Annotated in this window: 17 protein-coding genes and 2 pseudogenes; 12 read left to right on the top strand and 7 right to left on the bottom strand. The window is 64.8% G+C overall.

All coding sequences use genetic code 11. The features are described from left to right. Positions 1-761: IS21 family transposase (gene istA, locus NA4_RS31915; RefSeq protein ID WP_157129415.1), on the bottom strand; the 761-nt coding region annotated here is incomplete at its 3' end. Positions 762-946: 185 nt separating this feature from the next. Between istA and NA4_RS31920 the strand changes: the two are divergent. Further along, a pseudogene (locus NA4_RS31920) lies at positions 947-1486 on the top strand (integrase core domain-containing protein); the annotation flags it as partial. A 402-nt stretch (positions 1487-1888) separates the two neighbouring features. On the opposite strand, the gene NA4_RS31925 reads toward NA4_RS31920, so the two are convergent. Continuing rightward, positions 1889-3073 carry a Gfo/Idh/MocA family protein gene (locus tag NA4_RS31925; RefSeq protein WP_067478664.1) on the bottom strand — a complete coding sequence of 395 codons (1185 nt, stop codon included), beginning with the start codon at positions 3071-3073 and terminating at the stop codon, positions 1889-1891. Between the two features lie 187 nt (positions 3074-3260). On the opposite strand from NA4_RS31925, the gene NA4_RS31930 reads away from it, so the two are divergent. The 5 genes from NA4_RS31930 (at position 3261) to NA4_RS31950 (ending at position 8887) form a co-directional block, all read left to right on the top strand. Next, positions 3261-4028 carry an SDR family NAD(P)-dependent oxidoreductase gene (locus NA4_RS31930; RefSeq protein WP_067478695.1) on the top strand — a complete coding sequence of 256 codons (768 nt, stop codon included), beginning with the start codon at positions 3261-3263 and terminating at the stop codon, positions 4026-4028. A 79-nt stretch (positions 4029-4107) separates the two neighbouring features. Then, the gene (locus NA4_RS31935; protein ID WP_067478667.1) at positions 4108-5868 is read left to right on the top strand and encodes an IlvD/Edd family dehydratase; all 1761 of its coding nucleotides are present in this window, start codon (positions 4108-4110) and stop codon (positions 5866-5868) included. A gap of 137 nt (positions 5869-6005) precedes the next feature. Continuing rightward, positions 6006-6896 carry a D-2-hydroxyacid dehydrogenase gene (locus tag NA4_RS31940; protein WP_218022479.1) on the top strand — a complete coding sequence of 297 codons (891 nt, stop codon included), beginning with the start codon at positions 6006-6008 and terminating at the stop codon, positions 6894-6896. A gap of 114 nt (positions 6897-7010) precedes the next feature. Beyond that, positions 7011-7901: an ATP-binding cassette domain-containing protein gene (locus NA4_RS31945; protein WP_084497656.1), complete on the top strand. Its 891-nt coding sequence runs from the start codon at positions 7011-7013 to the stop codon at positions 7899-7901. Then, on the top strand, positions 7898-8887 hold the full coding sequence (locus NA4_RS31950) for an ABC transporter permease (protein ID WP_067478678.1): 990 nt from the start codon (positions 7898-7900) through the stop codon (positions 8885-8887). Before NA4_RS31945 ends, NA4_RS31950 begins: the two co-directional genes overlap by 4 nt. Positions 8888-8983: 96 nt before the next feature. Here NA4_RS31950 and NA4_RS31955 read toward each other — a convergent pair. Further along, positions 8984-10179: pseudogene (locus tag NA4_RS31955) on the bottom strand (IS110 family RNA-guided transposase). A gap of 429 nt (positions 10180-10608) precedes the next feature. On the opposite strand from NA4_RS31955, the gene NA4_RS31960 reads away from it, so the two are divergent. The 5 genes from NA4_RS31960 to NA4_RS31970 all read left to right on the top strand — a co-directional run bounded on the left by NA4_RS31960 (position 10609) and on the right by NA4_RS31970 (position 15988). Then, complete coding sequence (locus tag NA4_RS31960) at positions 10609-11499, top strand: sugar ABC transporter substrate-binding protein (RefSeq protein WP_281180084.1); 891 nt, start codon at positions 10609-10611, stop codon at positions 11497-11499. A gap of 204 nt (positions 11500-11703) precedes the next feature. Beyond that, positions 11704-12132, top strand: coding sequence for a Glu/Leu/Phe/Val dehydrogenase dimerization domain-containing protein (locus NA4_RS42910; RefSeq protein WP_245671683.1), 429 nt, complete (start codon positions 11704-11706; stop codon positions 12130-12132). 33 nt (positions 12133-12165) lie between these two features. Continuing rightward, positions 12166-12483, top strand: coding sequence for a Rossmann-fold NAD(P)-binding domain-containing protein (locus tag NA4_RS43360; RefSeq protein ID WP_281180082.1), 318 nt, complete (start codon positions 12166-12168; stop codon positions 12481-12483). Further along, positions 12477-12899 (top strand): Glu/Leu/Phe/Val dehydrogenase, encoded by a 423-nt coding sequence (locus tag NA4_RS43365; RefSeq protein ID WP_281180083.1) that lies wholly within the window; start codon positions 12477-12479, stop codon positions 12897-12899. Before NA4_RS43360 ends, NA4_RS43365 begins: the two co-directional genes overlap by 7 nt. Next, the gene (locus NA4_RS31970) at positions 12884-15988 is read left to right on the top strand and encodes an FAD-binding and (Fe-S)-binding domain-containing protein (protein WP_084497657.1); all 3105 of its coding nucleotides are present in this window, start codon (positions 12884-12886) and stop codon (positions 15986-15988) included. The genes NA4_RS43365 and NA4_RS31970 overlap by 16 nt, the downstream gene beginning before the upstream one ends. Here the strand turns inward: NA4_RS31970 and NA4_RS40890 are convergent. Together NA4_RS40890 and NA4_RS31975 are read right to left on the bottom strand one after the other, a co-directional pair. Then, positions 15985-16185, bottom strand: coding sequence for a hypothetical protein (locus NA4_RS40890; RefSeq protein ID WP_157129416.1), 201 nt, complete (start codon positions 16183-16185; stop codon positions 15985-15987). The two genes, NA4_RS31970 and NA4_RS40890, sit on opposite strands and share 4 nt — an antisense overlap. Positions 16186-16411: 226 nt before the next feature. Continuing rightward, positions 16412-17767, bottom strand: a complete 1356-nt coding sequence (locus tag NA4_RS31975) for an IS4 family transposase (protein WP_067478684.1) — start codon at positions 17765-17767, stop codon at positions 16412-16414. A gap of 220 nt (positions 17768-17987) precedes the next feature. On the opposite strand from NA4_RS31975, the gene NA4_RS31980 reads away from it, so the two are divergent. Then, positions 17988-18509 carry a ferredoxin gene (locus tag NA4_RS31980; RefSeq protein WP_067478689.1) on the top strand — a complete coding sequence of 174 codons (522 nt, stop codon included), beginning with the start codon at positions 17988-17990 and terminating at the stop codon, positions 18507-18509. Here NA4_RS31980 and NA4_RS31985 read toward each other — a convergent pair. Together NA4_RS31985 and NA4_RS39650 are read right to left on the bottom strand one after the other, a co-directional pair. Then, complete coding sequence (locus tag NA4_RS31985) at positions 18466-18762, bottom strand: transposase (protein WP_067478692.1); 297 nt, start codon at positions 18760-18762, stop codon at positions 18466-18468. The two genes, NA4_RS31980 and NA4_RS31985, sit on opposite strands and share 44 nt — an antisense overlap. A 12-nt stretch (positions 18763-18774) precedes the next feature. Beyond that, on the bottom strand, positions 18775-19172 hold a 398-nt coding region (locus NA4_RS39650), incomplete at its 5' end, for a transposase (RefSeq protein WP_174553021.1).

Consider the following 19172-nt stretch of genomic DNA (forward strand, 5'->3'; position numbering starts at 1 on the left):
TTTGGCTTCCCGCGCCGCGCGGGATCGACGAGGGCGCCGTAATGGTTGGCCAACTCGGCATAGGACCGGTTGATCTTCGGGTCATACAGATCCGGCCGCGCCACACCGGTCCGCAGATTGTCCGGCACCAGGCGTTTGGGCACGCCGCCGAAGAACGCGAACGCCTCCACATGCGCCTCGGTCCACGCCCGCTGATCCATCGTCAGCACCGGCCGCACGAACATCAACCGCGACAACGCCAGCACCATCACGAACGCCCAGATCCGGCGGCGTCGGCCACCGACCGGATCCACCCACGAACCCAGATACCCATAATCGATCTGCGCTTCCTCACCCGCCGGGGGATCCTCCCGCAACACCGTCACCCGCGACCGCAGGTTCTCCTCAGGCAAGTTGGCGTCCATATACCGTTTCAGCGACGACACCGACGCCGTCAGGCCGTGCTCGTCGCGCAACCGCTGCCAGATCGTCTGCCGGGTCACCCCCGCCTTCGTCATCGCCACGACGAACTCGCGATGCTGCTCGATCTCCGGCCACGTTGTCTGCCGCACCCTCGTGTCAGCGATCTGCGGAAACCACTGCCGCACCAGCTCGCTCCACTCCGCGGGCGAGCGCTGCGGCCCGCCCGGTGACAACCCAGCCGCGATCGCCGGGTCCACATACTTCTTCACCGTTTTGCGGTCCAGCCCGAGGCTGGACGCGATCTGGCTCTGCGAACGACCCGCATGCCAGTGAACCAAGATCTCGACGATATCGACCACGTCGAACGTTCTCCTCGCCAATACAGGCTCCCATCACCATCGAGCGATGGGAGCAGCCAACTCCTGCGAGGACCACACCAGCCGCGACCGCCTTCCCGCTGGGGAATTACGTGAACGCGGCCCTGCCCGAATACGTGAACGGAAAACGGCTTACCTGCGGATTTTCGTGAACGCTGACACTCGGGTCGTCCTCGGTGCCGGCGGTCGCCGCGGACGCACCGAGGACGGTGTGGGCGTTGGACTTCCAGTTCGACTCCACGGTTGATGGGCGGGTGGTGAAGATCGCGTCGATGGTCGATGAGCACACTCGTGAGTCGCTGCTGCACCTGGTGGAACGCTCGATCACCGCAGAGAAACTGGTCATCGAGCTCGGGCGGGTTTTCGCTGCCCGGGGTGTGCCGAAGGTGCTGCGGTGCGACAACGGTCCCGAGCTGATTTCCGCAGCGCTGCAACGGTTCTGCGTCGACCGGGTCGGCATCGCCTACATTCCGCCCGGCACGCCGTGGAACAACGGCTACATCGAGTCGTTCAACCGCCGGTTGCGCACCGAGTGCCTCAACCGCAACCACTGGACCTCCCTGCTCGAGGCCCGCGTGGTCATCGGTGACTTCAAGACCGACCACAACCTGCGGCACCGGCATTCAGCGCTGGGCTACCGGACACCGGCCGAGTACGCTGCGGCCTGCACCCACACCCACCACCCGGTGGACTGTCGGATCAACTGACAACAGACGAAACAACCCGGGCTCTACTACCGGGTGGTCGCGTTATCGGGGACTGGCCAGACACATCACGGGCAAGTCAACCGCAAGGGCGACAGACGGTTCACGAGTCAGCCCGCCCGGTCTCCTGCGGCACGCTACGGGGCAGCTGACCCCGACCACGAAACCGCTGCCATTAGATAAGTCGACAGTTCAATACGCGATCTCACCAGTCTTGTGATCGCTATTTCATCTTTCAACAGGCTGCGACGTTGCTAAGAACGCCGCGTACGCGTCATCGACGCCTGGTTCGACCTCGCCGACGCCATCAGCATCGTCCGCGCTCTTATCCGCCGCGCCTGGATCAGCACTGCTGGGACACCCAGCCCAGCACGCCGCCGGTAACCAAACCATTATGCGCGACCTCTAACTTTGGTAAGTGGTCTCCCCGGTCACCTTGGGGATCGTCGTCCACACACCGGACTCAGCACTGCGCAGACAGGCATCGACAAGTTCAGAGGCGCTCCAGCCGTCTGCCGCTGATGGGGCGAGTTGCCGGCCTTCGGCCACTGAGCGCAGGAACAGCGATGCCTCGATGGTCTTCAAATCGTTGAAGCCGATGCCGGGGCCGGGGCCGGGCTGGAATCGACCGAAGTCGCCGCATGACGTGTCGGTGGCGATCATGCGGTAGCCGCGGCGATCGTCGGCGAGTTCGAACTGGTTCATGCGCTCGAAGTTCCACCGTAGAGACCCCTCGGTGCCGTAGACCTCGACCGTGTACTCGGCGTGCGGGCCGGTCGCGACCCGGGTCGACTCGAAGACGCCGACTGCGCCGTTGTCGAATCGCGCGAGTATCGCCGCGTAGTCCTCGTTCTCGACTGGGTGGGTCATGTCGGAGGCCTGGCCCTTGTCGAAGCTGTTGGCCGATTTACCGATGGGGAGTGGTCGCTCCGAGATGAAGGTGTCGGTCAGCGCGGTCACCTCGGAGACGCGGCCGACGAGGAACTGCGCGAGGTCGAAGCCGTGGGAGAGGACGTCGCCGAGCACGCCCGACCCGGCGTGGGCTTGTTCGTAGCGCCAGGTGAACACCTGACCCGGATCCGAGGCGTAATCGGCCATGAGCCGGACCTGGATGTTCGTGATGCGCCCGAGCGACCCGGAGTGGATGATGCGGCGGGCCTCGGCGACAGCCGGCGCGTGACGATAGTTGAAGCCGACCGCGGTCACAAGTCCAGCGGCGGTCGCGCCCTCAGCGATCTCGCGAGACTCGCGGGCACTGCGTCCCATCGGCTTCTCGATCCAGAAGGGCTTGCCCGCCGCGATAGTGGCGAGAGCGATCTCGTGGTGGAGGAAGTTGGGGGCGCAGATGGATACGACGTCGACATCGGGATGTGCGAGGAGCTCGCGATAATCCGTCGTCGTCTCGCGGTAACCGAGTGCGTTCTCGGCGTGCCCGCGACCGCTCTCGTCGGGATCGGCGGCGACTACGAGCTCGGGGTGTTTCGGCAGTTCGGGATAGAACTGCCTAGTAGAGAGGTAGGCACGTGAGTGCAGGCGCCCCATCCATCCGACTGAGATGAGGCCGACTCCGATGCGATCTTGCCGATTCAAATGGACTCCTCGATTCCGAGAGCTGACGCGTTTCGATACCGCTCGCGAACGCGGCATCTGTCTCGATCAGCCTAGGAACATGGCAGATCCCCACACCTGTCTCATATCGGAACACCCGGCAGGGCGATCGCACTGGTCTACTCGGAATCGGCATGCGCGACGGACAGTGGAAGGAGCTCTGGCGCTGATGGAGGAACGCACGCATCAGGACTCGCTCGAGCGGCCGAGGGTGCTCGTCACCGGAGCAACCTCCGGAGTCGGCGAGGCGACGGCACGGCTGTTCGCGAGCCGAGGGGCGGCAGTGGCGCTTCTTGCGCGGCGCGAGGAGGAATTGCAGCGCATTTCCGGGGAGTTGGGGGAGGGTGCGCACGCCTTCGTCACCGACGTCTCCAGCTCCGCTTCGGTATCGGCGGCCGTGGCGGCTGCGGCCGATGCGCTCGGCGGCATCGACGTCGTGGTCAACGCCGCCGGCGTCGCTGGGTTCGCTCCGCTCGACCGGCTGAGCGACGGCCTCTGGCGGCAGGTGGTCGACACCAACCTGTCGGGAACCTTCTACGTCGCGCGTGCGGCCGGGCTGCGCATGCGCAAGGCAGGGTCGGGATCCATCGTGAATGTGGCGTCCGACCTTGCGTCGATGGGGGTCGCCGGTCTCGCCCACTACTGCGCGGCCAAGGCTGGAGTGGTCGGCCTGACCCGGGCTCTTGCCCTGGAGTTGGCCCCGAACGTCAGGGTCAACGCGGTCTGCCCCGGGCCGATCGACACGGCGATGCTTCGGGCTGGGATTGCGGACGAGCCCGATCCCCAGCGCGCGCTGCAAGAGAAGGAGGCGAGCGTGCCGTTGAACCGCCTCGCTGACCCGGTCGAGGTGGCCCGCGCCATCTACTTTCTCGCGATTGAGGGAGCCTTCGCGACGGGAACCTGCATGGCCTTCGACGGCGGCACATCCGCCGCCTAGCAGGCGCGCCAGAACGGATCCGTCGCTCCTAGACCAGTTCCCCACCCCACAATCGCCAACGTAAGGACCGTGCGAAGCCATGGAAGAAGAGTGCCACACCAACCTCCGGAGCGCGCGATGGTTCGGTCCGCGGGACCTGACCGGCTTCGTGCACCGCACTGCGATACAAGCGGAGGGGTTCTCGCGCTTCGCAATCTCCGGTCGACCGGTCATCGGCATCGCGAACTCCTGGTCGGAACTCGTGAACTGCAACATCCACTTCCGGCTGCTCGCCGATGCCGTGAAGCGCGGCGTGCTGATGGCTGGCGGTCTCCCACTCGAGTTCCCCACGATCTCTCTGGGCGAGAGCCTGATGAAGCCCTCGGCGATGCAGTTCAGGAACCTCATGGCGATGGACGTCGAGGAGTCGATCCGCGCATACCCGCTCGACGCCGTCGTGCTGCTCGGCGGCTGCGACAAGACCGTGCCCGCCCAGCTGATGGGAGCGGCGAGCGCCGACATTCCCGCGATCATGCTGACCGGCGGCCCCCAAGAGCCTGCGTATTTCCGCGGGAAGCAGCTGGGTGTGGGAACTGACACGTGGCGCTACGCCGACGAGCTGCGGGCCGGCAAGATGACGCAGGGGGACTTCGATGAGCTAGAGGCCTCCGCGAAGCCGACCGCCGGGCATTGCAGCGAGATGGGGACTGCCTCCACGATGACCTCCATCGTGGAGGCGCTCGGCATGTGCCTTCCTGCCACAGCCTCGATTCCCGCAGTCGATTCCCGCAGAGCGGCAGCCGCTGAGGCCACAGGTCGGCGTGCGGTCGAGATGGCGCTTACCCAGGGGCCAAGGCCGAGCGAGGTGCTGACCGCAGACGCCTTCGACAACGCGATCACGCTGCTCATGGCCGTCGGCGGTTCGACGAACGCGGTCGTGCACCTGCTCGCGCTCGCACGACGTGTCGGCGTCGACCTGCATCTCGACCGCTTCCACCAGATCTCGCAGCGCACGCCGCGTATCGTGAATGTGCGCCCATCCGGTGAGCACCTAGTGAAGCAGCTGTTCGAGGTCGGCGGCATCGCCTCGGTGCTCAAGCAGCTCGATCCGTTGCTGCACACAGAGGCGACTACGATCACCGGGAAGACGCTCGGTGAGGGTTATGCGGATGCGCTCGAGCCCGATGGTGTGGTGATCGGCAAGCTCGAGGAGCCCTTCGATGCCTCGGGCGGCATCGCGGTCGTCCGCGGTTCACTCGCACCTAATGGAGCGGTGATCAAGCGCAGCGCCGCCTCACCGGAGCTGTTGCGGCACCGGGGGCCCGCGGTTGTCTTCGACAGCATCGACGATCTCAGCAACCGGATCGATGATCCAGCTCTGAAGATCACCGAGGATTCGGTGTTGGTGCTGCGCAACTGTGGCCCAGTCGGCGCGCCCGGTATGCCGGAGTGGGGAATGCTGCCAATTCCGGAGAAGCTGCTGCGCAGGGGTGTGCGGGACATCGTCCGTATCTCGGACGCGCGGATGAGCGGTACAGCGTTCGGTACTACCGTCCTCCATGTCGCGCCCGAATCGGCCGTCGGTGGACCTCTCGCAGCCGTCCGCGACGGCGACCAGATTGTGCTCGATGTCGAGAACCAGCGACTGGACCTCGACGTTCCGGCTGAGGTGATCAACCGGAGGCTGGCAGAGACAGAGCTCCCTGAGCGGAAGTACCGCCGCGGCTACGGCCGCTTGTTCCTCGATCACGTACTGCAGGCTGACGAGGGATGTGATTTCGACTTCCTGCAGAGTCTGCCGGACGAGGAGCCACAGCGACTGCCGTACGGCCTGATGAGCGGTTGGCAAGGCGGCTGGTAGCCCACGACTACGAAGGGTGACTCGCGGGCTTGAGGATTGGAGGAGACGTGTCTCGACCGAAGGTGATTGTGATCGTTCAGGAGGGTCGGCCAGAGCCTCCAATGGAACGTGTTGCATCGGAGGCGGATATTGTCGTCGTGCGCACGGCCGACGAACTGCGTGCTGCGCAGCCCGGGGCAGAAATTCTGTTCCTGAACGATTTTCGGACCAGCTTGCTGCGCGAGGTGGGCCCCGCCGAGCTGCGCTGGATCCATACCTCCAGCATCGGGGTGGATGCGCTGCTGACCGAAGAGATCGTCAATGGGGACATCGTCGTCAGCAACTCGAGGGGAGTGTGCGAGCGGCCCATCGCTGAGTGGATCCTCGGCGTGCTGCTGATGTTCACCAAGGATCTGCGCCGTACGATCGAGCTGCAGCAGGCGCGACGGTGGCTGCACCGGGAAACAGAGCCGCTGCTCGGGCGGAAAGTGCTTGTCATAGGCCCAGGGCCGGTGGGGCGAGAGACCGTCCTGCTCCTGCGCGCCGCCGGTATGGATGTGACGGTCACCGGTCGCTCCTCGCGGGACGATCCCCAGCTCGGCCCGATCCGTGCATTCTCCGACCTCGATGATCTGCTAGGGCAGGTCGATGACGTTGTGCTCACCCTCCCACTCACGGAGGTGACGCGGGGACTGTTCGACGCGGTCCGAATCGGGAAGATGCGGCGGGGTGCCAGGCTGGTCAACGTCGGGCGAGGCGCGGTGGTTGTCGAGAATGACCTGATCGCTGCGGTCGACTCGGGGCACCTGGGGGGAGCGGCTCTGGACGTGTTCGCGCGGGAACCGCTCTGGGGGGACAACCCGCTGTGGAGCCGGGACCGAATTCTGGTCTCGCCGCACGCCTCGGGGGACCTGGTTGGTTGGCGAGGCCGCGTCGTCGACTGTTTTGCCGAGAATCTGAGGCGGTGGAAGGCGAACGAGCCGCTCAGAGATGTAGTCGACCTATCGACGCACGGCGTGACGGCGTCCGCGCACTCCAACGTTCCCTGATCCCGTGCCCCTGGAGACCCTTTTGCCAACCTCTGCCGACTGTTTCAGACTGGCACAGAATTGTGCGGCCGGCCACATGAATCATGGCAATAGATCTATCGATGACGAGATGAGATGACCCACGTGCCACAACCGACAACACCACTGATCGCGCTAAACGATATCCGAAAGTCGTTCGGTGCCGTGACAGCGCTCCAGGGCGTCAGTATCGACGTGCTCCCAGGGGAGACTTTCGCGTTGCTCGGTGACAACGCCGCGGGCAAGTCAACTCTGATGAAGGTTCTCACCGGCGTGTATCGGCCGGACGAGGGATCGATCTGGCTGAACGGCAAACAGGTCGACTTCCACACGCCCGCAGCTTCCCGCAACGCCGGCATCGAAATGGTCTATCAGGACTTCGCGCTCGCGGACAACCTGGACGTGCGTACGAACATCTTCCTCGGACGCGAGCCGCAGAGGAACGTCCTGGGACCGTTGGTGCGCGTCGTCGACCGGAAGAAGATGGAGAGGGAATCCAACCGGGTGCTCGAACGCCTCGATATCCCCATCAACCCGCGGCTGAAGGTGAAAAGACTGTCGGGCGGACAGCGTCAGGCGGTCGCGATCGGCCGCGCGCTCGCCTTCGACGCCCAGCTCATCATCATGGACGAGCCAACGGCGAACCTCTCGGTCGCGAAGGTCGACAAACTTATCGAGGTCACACAGCGACTCAAAGAGTTGAACATCGCGGTGATCATCATCACCCACCGCCTCGACGAGGCATTCGCCGTGGCAGACCGCTTTGCCGTGATGCGGCAAGGGCAGGTCGTGGGCCGGTTCCGAAATGGCGAGACGACCGAGTCTGAGGTGGCGCACCTCATCTCCCACGGGACCCTCGAGGGCGTCATCAGCGCAGCGACAAGCGCCCGAGCCGAGCGCCGACAGATCGGTAGCACCGCCTTGGCGGCAGTCGCTGACGCGAAGATCGCAGACCGCTGGTACTCGACAGAAGAGAGCGAAGCATGAGCACAACGATCGCGAGGCCGACGGAGCGCGGTCTCGATCAGCGATCCTCCCGAAAAGACCGGATCAAGCATTTCGTCGGTGACTACGGGATCGTGCTGACGTTCGCGGTCGTCCTGGCCTTTCTGGCTTCTGCGGCTCCCAACTTCCTCACTTTCGACAACCTGATCAACATTGTTCGTCAGTCCTCGATCATCGGCGTTATCGCTGTCGGCATGACGTTCATCATTATTACCGCAGGCATCGACCTCTCCGTCGGCTCCGTCGTCGCCCTCAGCGGTGTCGTCTTCGCCATGATGGCTCCGTCCGACGGTACGGCGCTCTGGATACCGCTCCTCGCGAGCGTTGCTGTCGGACTGTTGGTCGGGTCGATCAGCGCCTCTCTCGTCGTCTGGGGAAAGATCCTGCCGTTCCTCGCGACGCTTGCCACGATGGTGACGGCCCGAAGCGCCGCACTCGTTATCACCGACGGTCAGGTGGTCTCCGGACTGAGTGAGCCGGTGGAGTGGCTCGGCTCCGGTTTCATCGGGCCGATCCCGGTCCCTGTGATCATCTTCCTGCTCATCGCCTTGATCGGCGACTTCGTGCTGAGCCGCACCAGGTTCGGCTCTCACGTCTATACGGTCGGCGGCAACATCGAGTCTGCGCAGAAGGTGGGCATCCCGATCCAGCGCGTGCTCTTTACCGTTTACCTCATCGGCGGCGCCCTCGCCGCGGTGGGCGGCATCATCCTCACGGCGCGTCTGAACAGCGTCGCGCCGACTGCCGGCACCATGTACGAGCTCCAAGTGATCGCCGCAGTCGTCATCGGTGGCACGAACCTCTTCGGCGGTTCCGGCACGATCCGCGGCACCGTGATTGGCGTGCTCCTCCTTGGCACAGTGATGAACGGCATGAACCTGCTCAATGTTTCGTCCTACTACCAGCAGGGTGTGCAGGGCGTCATCCTCGTGCTCGCCGTGCTCCTGAGTCGCTGGAAATCCAACTGAACGGGCACCTTGGGATTCTCGCCTGCGCGAATACCGATGAAAGACATCTCATGAAGCTAAAAGTCAAGCCGCGAGCGAGAGCGGAGGTGGAAGCTCTCAACCTTCGTCGTAGAGGCTGCGGGTCAGCAGGCAGTGGTGGAGTTGGCCGAGGATTTGTTGAACAGGTGGCGTTGGGCTTGCTGGTTCCAGTCACCGGTGGCGCGGCGGGTATCGAAGTGCCGCCGCACCCCGGGCGAGGCCCTCAGCGAGGGCGGCGCCCAGATCGGCCCGACGGCGGCGAGACGCCGGTATTTATGCCGGTGCAGCACAACGGTTTTCTTGCGGCTAGCGCGGGTGATGGGGGCCGATCCGGCGTAGGCTTTGAGGCCGCGTGGGTCGGCGAAGCGGTGGCGGTCGTCTCCGATTTCGGCGAGCACCTGGGCGCCGGTCAGCGATCCCAGGCCGGGGAAGCTGAGGATGATCTTCGCGTCCGGGTGCTGGTCAAAATGGGCCGTGGCCGCCGGGGTGAGATCGTCGGCGGCGGTAGGGGCGGCGTCGAACTGGCGCAACAGCGCGCTCAGCCTGATACCCATCGCGTTTTCCGCCATCGGCAGCTGGTGCAGGTAGGTGGCGCGGAAGACGGCGTGCAACCGGTCGATCTCGGTGTCGATGCCGCGTTGACGTCCGGCCGTGACGAGCAGGGCGCGCAGCTGGGTGCGGGTCAGCGTCGCCGCGTGGGTCGGTGTCGGTGCCGCAGTGAGGATGGTGCGGGCGTCGCGGCGGGCCAGGCCGTCGCCGGACAGGCGGGCGAAAGCTTGCAGGGCGGCGGGGTAGAAGTCTTTGAGCAGATCGCGGACCTGGTTGCTGATCTGCTGGTGCGCCCAGACCGCGTCCTGCTGGGCGCGGGCCAACACTCGAATCGCTTGCGCGAGTTCGGTATCGGCGGGCAGCCGTCGGTGCGCAGCGGCGTCGGTGCGCAGGATGTTGGCCAGCAGGACCGCGTCGGCGGCATCGGACTTCGACCCCGGCACTTGGTGGCGGGCGTGGTAACGCGAGGCCGAGAGCGGGTTGACCGCATAGCTCGGGCGACCGGTGGCGCGCGGCGCGGCCACGAGCAGGCCGCGGTGGGTTTCGATGGCTACCGGGATCGGATTCTCGGCGGCGTCGTTAGCTTCGGCCAGCATGCTCAGGATCTGGGCGAAACCGGCCGCATCATGGTTGACCTCGGCTCTGGCCCGGGTTCGGCCGTCGGTGTCGACGATCGCGGCGTCATGATGGGATTCTGCCCAGTCGATTCCGCAAGTGGAACCCAAATCGCTTCTCCTTCATCAGGTTTCGTTTTGGTGACGAGCCTGGTTGGGGTCACGCGGCACCCTGATCACGGGACTCGACGGTCCGACATCGCATTAGCCGTACGTGACTCCAGGCCAGCGCAGGACTCCATGCTGTCGAAGAGCTCCAAGGCTCGCGAACGAACCGAAGAAGTCACCCCTGCGCCGGGCTTGAGCAACGGAATCCCACCACCACACGCCCTGGTCTGCCGTCAGGCGCGCCGTTCTCTCATAAGGCATCGAATGCCGGGAAACCCTGGGCGTCACCCCGACAGCAGACCAGATCCGAGGAACAAGAACCCGGCCGTTCCGGCCGGTACTCCAATCCCTACTAACTGACTAGGAAAATCAATGAAAATCCATCGACGCTACCGCTCCGCCATCGCCGCCGTTCTTGTGGTCTGTGCACTGATGCTCAATGCCTGTGCCTTCGGAGCCGGGGACCGACACGAGTACACGGTCGGAGTCGTACTCCTCGATCTACAGGACCCCGATCTCGCGGGCATGGCGAAGGCGATGAAGAAGGCGGGCGACGAACACGGCATCGGTGTCGAACTCGCGGACTCGAAGAAGGACAATGGGAACGAGCTCAACCACATTGAGGATCTGATCACGAAGCGGGTCGACGCCGTGATCCTGCAGCCGCTCGACGGCAAGGCCAGCCAGATCGCAGCCAAGCGTGTCATCGACGCTGGCATCCCACTGTTCATCGTGTCGACCGAGTTCGCCGAGGGCGCCGATATTGCCTATAAATCCTACATCGGTATCGATGACACCCTCGCCGGTGAGATGCAGGGCAAGTACCTGAACGAGGTGCTGCCAGAGGGCGGCGACATTCTCTTCGTCGCTGGCACCTACGGCGCATCCTGGACGGATCGCCGGAAGACGGGATTCGCGAGGACAGTCGCCCGCAACATCAATGTGGTCTCCGAATTCCAGGCGAACGGCAGCCGCGATGACGCGAAGCGGATCATGGAAGACACCCTTTCGCGCTACGCCCGCGGCAGCTTGGTCGCCGTGGTCGCTCAGAACGACGAGTCGGCGATCGGCGCAGCCTCGGCGATCGCCGAAGCCGGTCGCAGGAGCGAGTTCAAAGCCATCATTGGGATAGACGGCACCGCGGACGGCGTGCAGGCGATTGCCGACGGGCAGCTGACTGCTACTGTTCAGCAGGACTCCGCAGGCCAGGGTACCGAAGCCGTGCGAGTGGTCGCCGCCTTCCTGAACGGCGGTGAGATCAACAAACGCTACGAGCTTCCGTTCAACCTCATCACTCAGGAGAACGTGGCGAAATTCAAATAAGGGCTGACGGTTCAGACGGCCCGGTGAGCATGGCCTTTGCAGGAGGGTGCCCAGCCCACACTGCGGCTCATGCTGTCCCGCGTCGGCGCTGCTCGGAATCTTCCGTCCGCACATGCCTCAGTAGGTCGACCGCAGGAGCCGGCCGCAAGACCCAGTCGGGCTAGTCGTTCGATACCGAGTTGCGCTCCACGAGATAGAGGTTTGATGACAACGATTACGGCGGCGGGTGCTGCGGCGCCCGCTGGTCCCCTTTCCGACGCCCAAGAGCAGCTGCGGCAAGCAGTGCATATCCTCGGCTACGACGACAGCGTATTCGCGATGCTGGCGGCTCCCCACCGCGAGCTGACCGTGAGCGTCCCCGCTACGTCGCGACGATGGCTCTGTAGAGGTTCTCACCGGGCACCCAGTGATGTGCCATACGGCGGTGCCAAAGGTGGCGTGCGCATCGACCCGGACCGGTACTCGCTGGCCGAGCTCGAGCGCGTCACCCGGCACTACACGAGTGAGATCTCGCCGATCCTCGGCTCGGATGTCGACATTCCCGCGCCTGACATCGGGACCGACGAACGTTCGATGGCCTGGCTGGTGGATACGTACTCGGTGGCGGAGGACACACTGTGCTCGGCGTGGTGACCGGCAAGCCGCTCTCTCCTGGGAGGATCTACTTTGCGCGCCAGCGCAACGTCCCGAGGCGTCGCGCACATCGGTCTGGCCGCTGTGCGCGACCTCGGTGTAGCCACGAGCGATGCAACCGCAGCCGTACAGGGATTCGGCAAAGTGGGTCGTGGAGCGGCCGGCTTCCTACATGCGGCTGGCGTTCGGGTGGCCGTGAGTGATCAGTACGGTGCCGTGTTCGCCGATCGGGTCTGGATCTGTCGAAGTTGGAGCGGTACGTCGATGAGACCGGGTCCGTCGTCGGGTTTCCCGGCGCTGACGGACTGCAAGAGTAGGACGACCTCCTTCTACTCGATGTCGTTATGTTGATGCCGGCCGTGATCGAGGGAGTGATGAACGAGCAGGACATAGGACTGGTCAAGGTGCGCATCATCGTTGAGTGCGCCAACGGCCCCACGACCTGGATTGCGGACGCGGTCCTCGAGCAGCGGGGCGTGCTGGTTGTACCCGACATTGGCGAGATCGCCGACGAACTGCTCGTGGCGAATGCGGGAGGTGTGGTCGTCTCGTACTTCGAGGGAGTCCAGGTCAACCAATCGTATTGCTGGACGGCGGCGGAGGTGGAGCAGCGGCTCGCCGAGCGTATGAGTATTGCGTGGGAACGCGTCTCCGCCCACGCCGCACAGCATCAGTTGAGCCTCAGAGTTGCGGCGACATCGCTCGCAATTCAGAAGATGGCCGAAGCACACCAAGCTCGTGGACTCTATCCATGCGCAGACCAGTGAGCGATCCGCATCCCCGGCATGTAGGGGATGGAGCGGTAGGCGCTGCTGATGCGATCCGCGAACTCCGGGGGCGAGGGATTGAGGTTGACGATTCGGATCGCAGGCTGTCGGAGTACTCCTATGACGCGTCGAACTACCGGGTGAGGCCAACGGCTGTCTCATTTCCTCGATCGGTTCGGGATATTCGGAACATCCTGGAGGTCTGCTCAGTCTCAGGGATCCCCGTCATCAGTCGAGGGGGCGGGACCTCGATGGCGGGGAACGCCATCGGGCCCGGCATGATCGTCGATGTCTCGCGATGGATGAACTCGATCGGGGAAATCGACGCTGAAACTCGGACTGTCTGGGCTGCAGCCGGCGCGGTGCTCGGGGCGCTGCGCTCCTACGTGGAGAGGGCCACCCGGAGCGAATTCACCGTCGCGCCCGACCCCTCGTCACTCACCCGCGCGACTGTCGGCGGCTCGATCGGGAACGACGCCTGCGGAAACCACTCCGTTGCGTACGGGCGGATGTCGCACCACATCCGGGAGATCGAGCTGGTCACCGCGGACGGTGCTCACCTGCGTGCAGGGCCAGGGGGTTTGTCCGCTGTCAATGGGGAAGACGGGTACTCGGCCGCACGCGCCGAGGAGCTGAACGCAGACCTGCGATCTCTGGCGCTGGCCGGCCTCGCACCGATCCGAACGGAGCTGCAGACGATCCCACGACAGGTGTCCGGCTACCAACTCGGGCATCTGCTGCCCGAGCAGGGCTTCGACGTCGCCAGGGCACTAGCCGGCAGCGAAGGGACCTGCGCAATTGTCGTGGGAGCGAGGATCCGGCTGGTGCCGAAACCGCGGATCACTGCGCTACTCTGCCTCGGCTATAAGAGTTCGATCGACTCCGCACGTGATGTCATACCGATCCTTTCGATGAAGCCTACCGCCATCGAGGGACTCGATCGATCGATCGTGGACATCATGCAGCACCGCAGAGGCGCGGAGAGTGTGGAATCGCTGCCCCAGGGTGATGCGTACCTCATGGTTGAGTTCTCGGCCGACGTCATGGAGATCGCCAGAGAGCAGTGCGAGCACCTGGTCCGAACGCTGGGTGCGCATGGACGAGTTGTGGACTATTTGATCGTCACAGATCCTACAGAGCGCGCCAAGCTCTGGCGTGTCCGGGAGGATGGGGCCGGGCTTTCCTCACGCCGGATCGATGGCGTACAGACTTGGCCTGGTTGGGAGGACTCGGCGGTGGCCCCAGAGCGACTGGCCGACTACCTCGCCGATCTGCTCCCACTCGTCCAGCGGTATGGGTACACGGCCTTCATGTACGGACACTTCGGGGCCGGCTGTGTGCACATGCGTGTCGACTATGACCTACGCAGTGAGCTGGGGCGCCGCGCTTTCGAAGCGTTCACCGACGAGGCCGCTGCCCTTGTCGTCGCTCACGGAGGCTCACTCTCCGGCGAGCACGGGGATGGGCGCGCGCGAAGTGCGTTGCTTCGCGTCATGTACTCGGCGGAGATGATCGAGCTCTTCGGCGCGTTCAAGAGCATCTGGGACCCGGTGGGTTTGCTCAACCCGGGGATCATCGTCGACCCCGAGCCCTTCTCCAGCAGCCTGTCACTGACAGGTTTGCCAATGCCGGAGCAGGAGGTGCACCCGCTCGAGGCGGTGATGCCCAGCGCGGGCATTCCAGCGAACAAGCGTGTCATTCGAACGGCTCCGTTCGTCGGCCACGCCCATGCGTGTATCGGTGTCGGGAGATGTCGGGCGGACTCGGGCGGCTTCATGTGCCCGAGCTACAGGGCCACCGCAGACGAGAAGGATTCGACGCGTGGGCGAGCGAGGGTGCTCCAAGAACTCGCGCGCACCAACGGAAGCAGTGTTAAAGGATGGTCGAGCCCGGAAGTCCGGGAAGCGCTGGATCTCTGTCTCTCGTGCAAGGCCTGCTCCACCGACTGTCCAACCGGTGTCGATATCGCTGATGCACGATCGCAGCTCATCGACGAGCACTATCAAGGGCGACTGCGCCCATTCAGGCACTACGCGATCGGATGGCTCCCTAGATGGCTGCCGCTGCTTTCGCGGGGCGCGACGCTCGCGAATCTGGGGATGCGGATACATGCCGTCCGCTCCCTCGGAGAGCGCCTGGGTGTCAGTGCGCGTCGGGATGTACCCGCCTTCGTGCGGGCTGGGGAGATCAGGCGACGTACACGCGAAGCCGGGTTCGAGAGGGGTGGCGAGACGCTCGTATTCGTGGATAGCTTCACCCGTGCCTTCCGTCCGCAAGTGATTCCCGCGGCCGCGCGGGTGCTCCGCGAGACAGGTAAGACGGTCGGGTGTGCCCCGGATGCCTGTTGCGGGCTGACCGGGATCTCGACAGGGCACCGCGACTTCGCTCGCCGCCGATTGGCGAGGCTGATCGCTCGCTTGGATGACGGTACGACGCGCGACATCGTCGTACTGGACCCGAGCTGTGCCGCCACCATTCGTGACGAAGGCCCGAAGCTTGTCGGTGGAGAGGCGTCGAGACGCGTAGCGGCCCGTGTCCGCTCCTTTGCCGTCGCGATAGCCGAGGCACTCGACCACGGATGGAATCCGACGGCCACGCCTCCTGAGAGCGTCGTCCTGCAGACCCACTGTCATGAGCACTCGGTATTCGGATCGGGGTCGCAACGACGGGTGCTCGAAGCCTGGGGCGTGCGGAACATCGTCGAGTCATCATCGTGCTGCGGGGTCGCGGGCAACTTCGGGTTCGAAGCCGAGCATTTCGACATGTCGATGCGCGTTGCCGAGCACTCGATCGTTTCTGCGCTGCGCCGGGGTGGTGAGGAAGCCGTCGTGCTCACTGACGGTTTCAGTTGCTCGATGCAGGCTTTCCAGATCGACCCGCGGCGTGGAAGCATTCACTTGGCGCTTGCGCTGGATCCTGCAGAGAATGCATGCGACGAAGTGCGACCGACAGAGTGGCTATGTCCACCAATTTGGACGACAGCAGGCCGAGGTGCTCTGCTGGCAAAGGTCGGTCGACCTATCCGCCAAGGCCGCCACAGCGTTCGGGGACGGAACGCTCGACAGCACAATCGCGCCAAAACGACCTAGCTCGCGACGTCGGGCCGCTGCGCAGCCTGGTCACCGTCGCCGGGCGCCAGTGGTCGACTGAGGAGAACTTCCAAACCGGCAAAGGCCTGTGTGGGCTCGATCAGCATCAGGTCCGGCGCTGGAAATCGTGGCGGCGCTGGACGATCCTGTCGATGCTCGCCCACGCCTTCCTGGCCGTGCTCGCCGTCACCGAACACGCGACCACCCCATCCGCGAACACTCACCCCATCCGCGAACACTCACCCGATCCGAGAGCTGATCCCGTTGACTCGCAACGATATTCGACATCTCTTCGCCACCCTGATCACCACCGCTGCCCGCAACATACGACATCGACCGGCCTGGTCGACCTGGCGCCGACAACACCAGCATCGCGCCAAAACCAGCCACTACCAGCGCCGATCCGGCAGCACGACATGACCATCACGAACTACGGCTGGATGTACTAGGTCCAAGGCCGCGCAGTTTAGGTTCGTGCCCGGTTGTCAACCGGGCACGATATGGACGCTGATCTGCGTTTTTGTGGATTCTGCGGTCGATGTCGCCTTTGGCGCGGTGTTTGGAGATGGCGCGTTTGACGATGCGGGGACTGGTGCGGGCGCGGCGGGGTGGGAGGGGGTCGGCCAGCACGGCTCGGCCGATCGTGCCGATCAGGTCGATCGTGGTGGTGGCGAGGATGCCGGTGGCGTGGATGAGCTGGTCGCGGGCGGTGTGCAGGGCGATGGTGAAGCTGCCCCGGTCGGGTGCGAAACCGGGTGTGGCCAGGGCGGTGTCAGCGATGGCGGTGCGTAGTGCCTGGTAGGTGGTCAGCAGGGCGTAGACCTCTTGTTCGACTCCGGCCGGGGTACGGGCGCGGAGCACGCGTCCGCCGAGAATGGTCGATTTCAGTTCGAAATAGCCGGTTTCGATCTCCCACCGCTGGTGGTAGAGCGTGACCAGATCGGCCGCGGGGTATCGGTAGTGGTCGGTGAGGCTGGTGATCAGCCGATACCGCTCGACCCGGCGTGGCCCGTCGGAGCAGGTGACGGCGATATCGGCGTCGATCACACGGACGGTCGCCGTGCCGGTGCGTGTCAGCCACGATCCGTCGCTCAGGTGCCGGATCGCGGGGACGCGCCGGTTGAGTTTCGCGCGGATCAGCAGATCCGTGTCGGTGGCGGTGATCTGCTCGATCAGCGCGGTGACCGCGAAGTTCCGGTCGGCCAGCAGCAGCATGCCCGGCCGCAAACATCGGAAAAGCCGCGGTGCGTAGGTGGTTTCGGCTATCTGTGACGGGCCGAATACGGCATCGACAACGGTGCGGGTGCCGCAGGCAACGACTGTCAGTAGCCGCAGCATCGGGTAACCCGCAACGGCGTGGCCGCCGCCGTGACGACCGAAACGGGCCACGTTCGCCGCACTGTCGGGCACGAACATGGTGGTGCCGTCGATCGCGCACACCACAAGCCCACGCCACCGGGCCGCGCCGGCGGCCGGACCACGGACCAGGTCGAACAGCACCCGCAACGGTTTCACTCCGACCCGGCGCAGGGCCTGGGCCAGAGCCGAGGAACCCGGGCGCGTGACCGCAGCGCCGGGCAACCCGGCGCACAACCGTGCCCAGACCTGCCGGTATCCGAGCCCGGTGAACAACGCACCGGCCAGCAGCAGATACACCACCACCCGCGACGGCAGCAACCGCACCCGCGACTGCACTGCACCGGCCTGCTCCAACGCCGCGTCGACCAGGTCGAACCCCACGATCCCGGTCAACTCGCCCAGATGCCCTGGGGCGAACACCCCCTGCGCTACCAGCGGCGAGCGATCAATAGACTGAATCGACAGCGGAACTCCTCGGATGAGCGGATTGTCTTGGCGGACAACACCTCTCTACCAGCAGTTCCGCTGTCCCCATTCACCACCCGCCACGGTTGACATCCCCGCCAAACCCGCTAACTGCGCGGCCTTGAGACTAGGTCCTGTCCGGCGAATCTTTCCAGTTCCTGGCTACCCTTCTGCTGTGGAGCTCTACTTCGATCCGGTGCCACTGCTGGGTGACACGCGTGAGTCGTTCCGTGGGCAATGGGCGGATCGGAAGTGGCTCAACGTGCCCGGACCGTTCTACGGGGCCGATACCGACAACTGCGGTACCGGCCGAATCCACGCCCCGGGGCTTGTGCTCTATGAAGGCGAGTACTTCACCGAGTACGTCTACCGTCAGCCCCGGACGGCGGAAGAACTCCGGCAACTGGTCGACGCCGCCGAGGCGGAAGCCTTCTCCGGCTACGGCTGTGACGGTGACGAGCACTGGACACCGGCAGCGGTCCGGCAATGGTGGCGCGACCGGGGCCGGATCCGCGAGTACCTGGCGGACCGCCGCGATGCATGGGTGACCGACGACGAGAAGTCGGGGCAGGGTACGGCTGCTGCCGCCCGCGACTACGCCGCCTACCTCGACGGTGAGCTGGCCGAGCACCTGGCGATGAACCCGGCCACGCTCACTTGGTCGCCTCCTTCACCCACAGGACCACTGATCGCTTGAGCACATCACGCTCCATCGCCAGCTCGGCGTTCTCCCGCCGCAACCGCAGCAACTCCTCACGCTCGGACTCACTGAGCCGATCACTGTCGCCGCCCTCACGCTGCTGCCGATCCCGGGCCACCCACGTGGTCAGCGTGCCCTCGTTGACCCCCAGCTCATGGGCCACCTGCGCGACCGGCCGCCCGGTCTCACGCACGATCCGGACCGCTCCCTCACGGAACTCCGCATCGTATTTGCGTCTCTTCTCCGCCATCTGGCCTTTCCTCTATGGTCCGGCCTCCACGATATGAGGGGAATCGCACCGCAGCCGGGGAATTCCCTTCTGGTCCAGGTGGTTTTGGAAGGCCGTTGGCGGCCGGGTGGGGGATAGCTCGTCTGGTAGCAGTCCTGCGCTGAGTCGTTCGACGTTGACGGCGATGGCGGTGAGTACGTGCTGGACGTGGGCCTTGCGCTGGCCGTGGTAGCGACATTGCCGCATGCCGTGCCCGTGCGCGAATTCGCAGACAGTGCCCTCGATTCCCGAACGCACGGCATACCTCTGCTGCCAGGCGGGGCTGTGCTGTTCGGCTCGGGCCTGGACTTGCAAGTCGAGTAGTTCTCGCGGGGGAAAACCCACGTTGCGGGCGCTGTCGCGGGAGGTGGTGCACTGGCTGTGGACCGGGC

This window comes from Nocardia amamiensis NBRC 102102 (genome assembly GCF_001612745.1).
GTDB classification, from domain to species: domain Bacteria; phylum Actinomycetota; class Actinomycetes; order Mycobacteriales; family Mycobacteriaceae; genus Nocardia; species Nocardia amamiensis.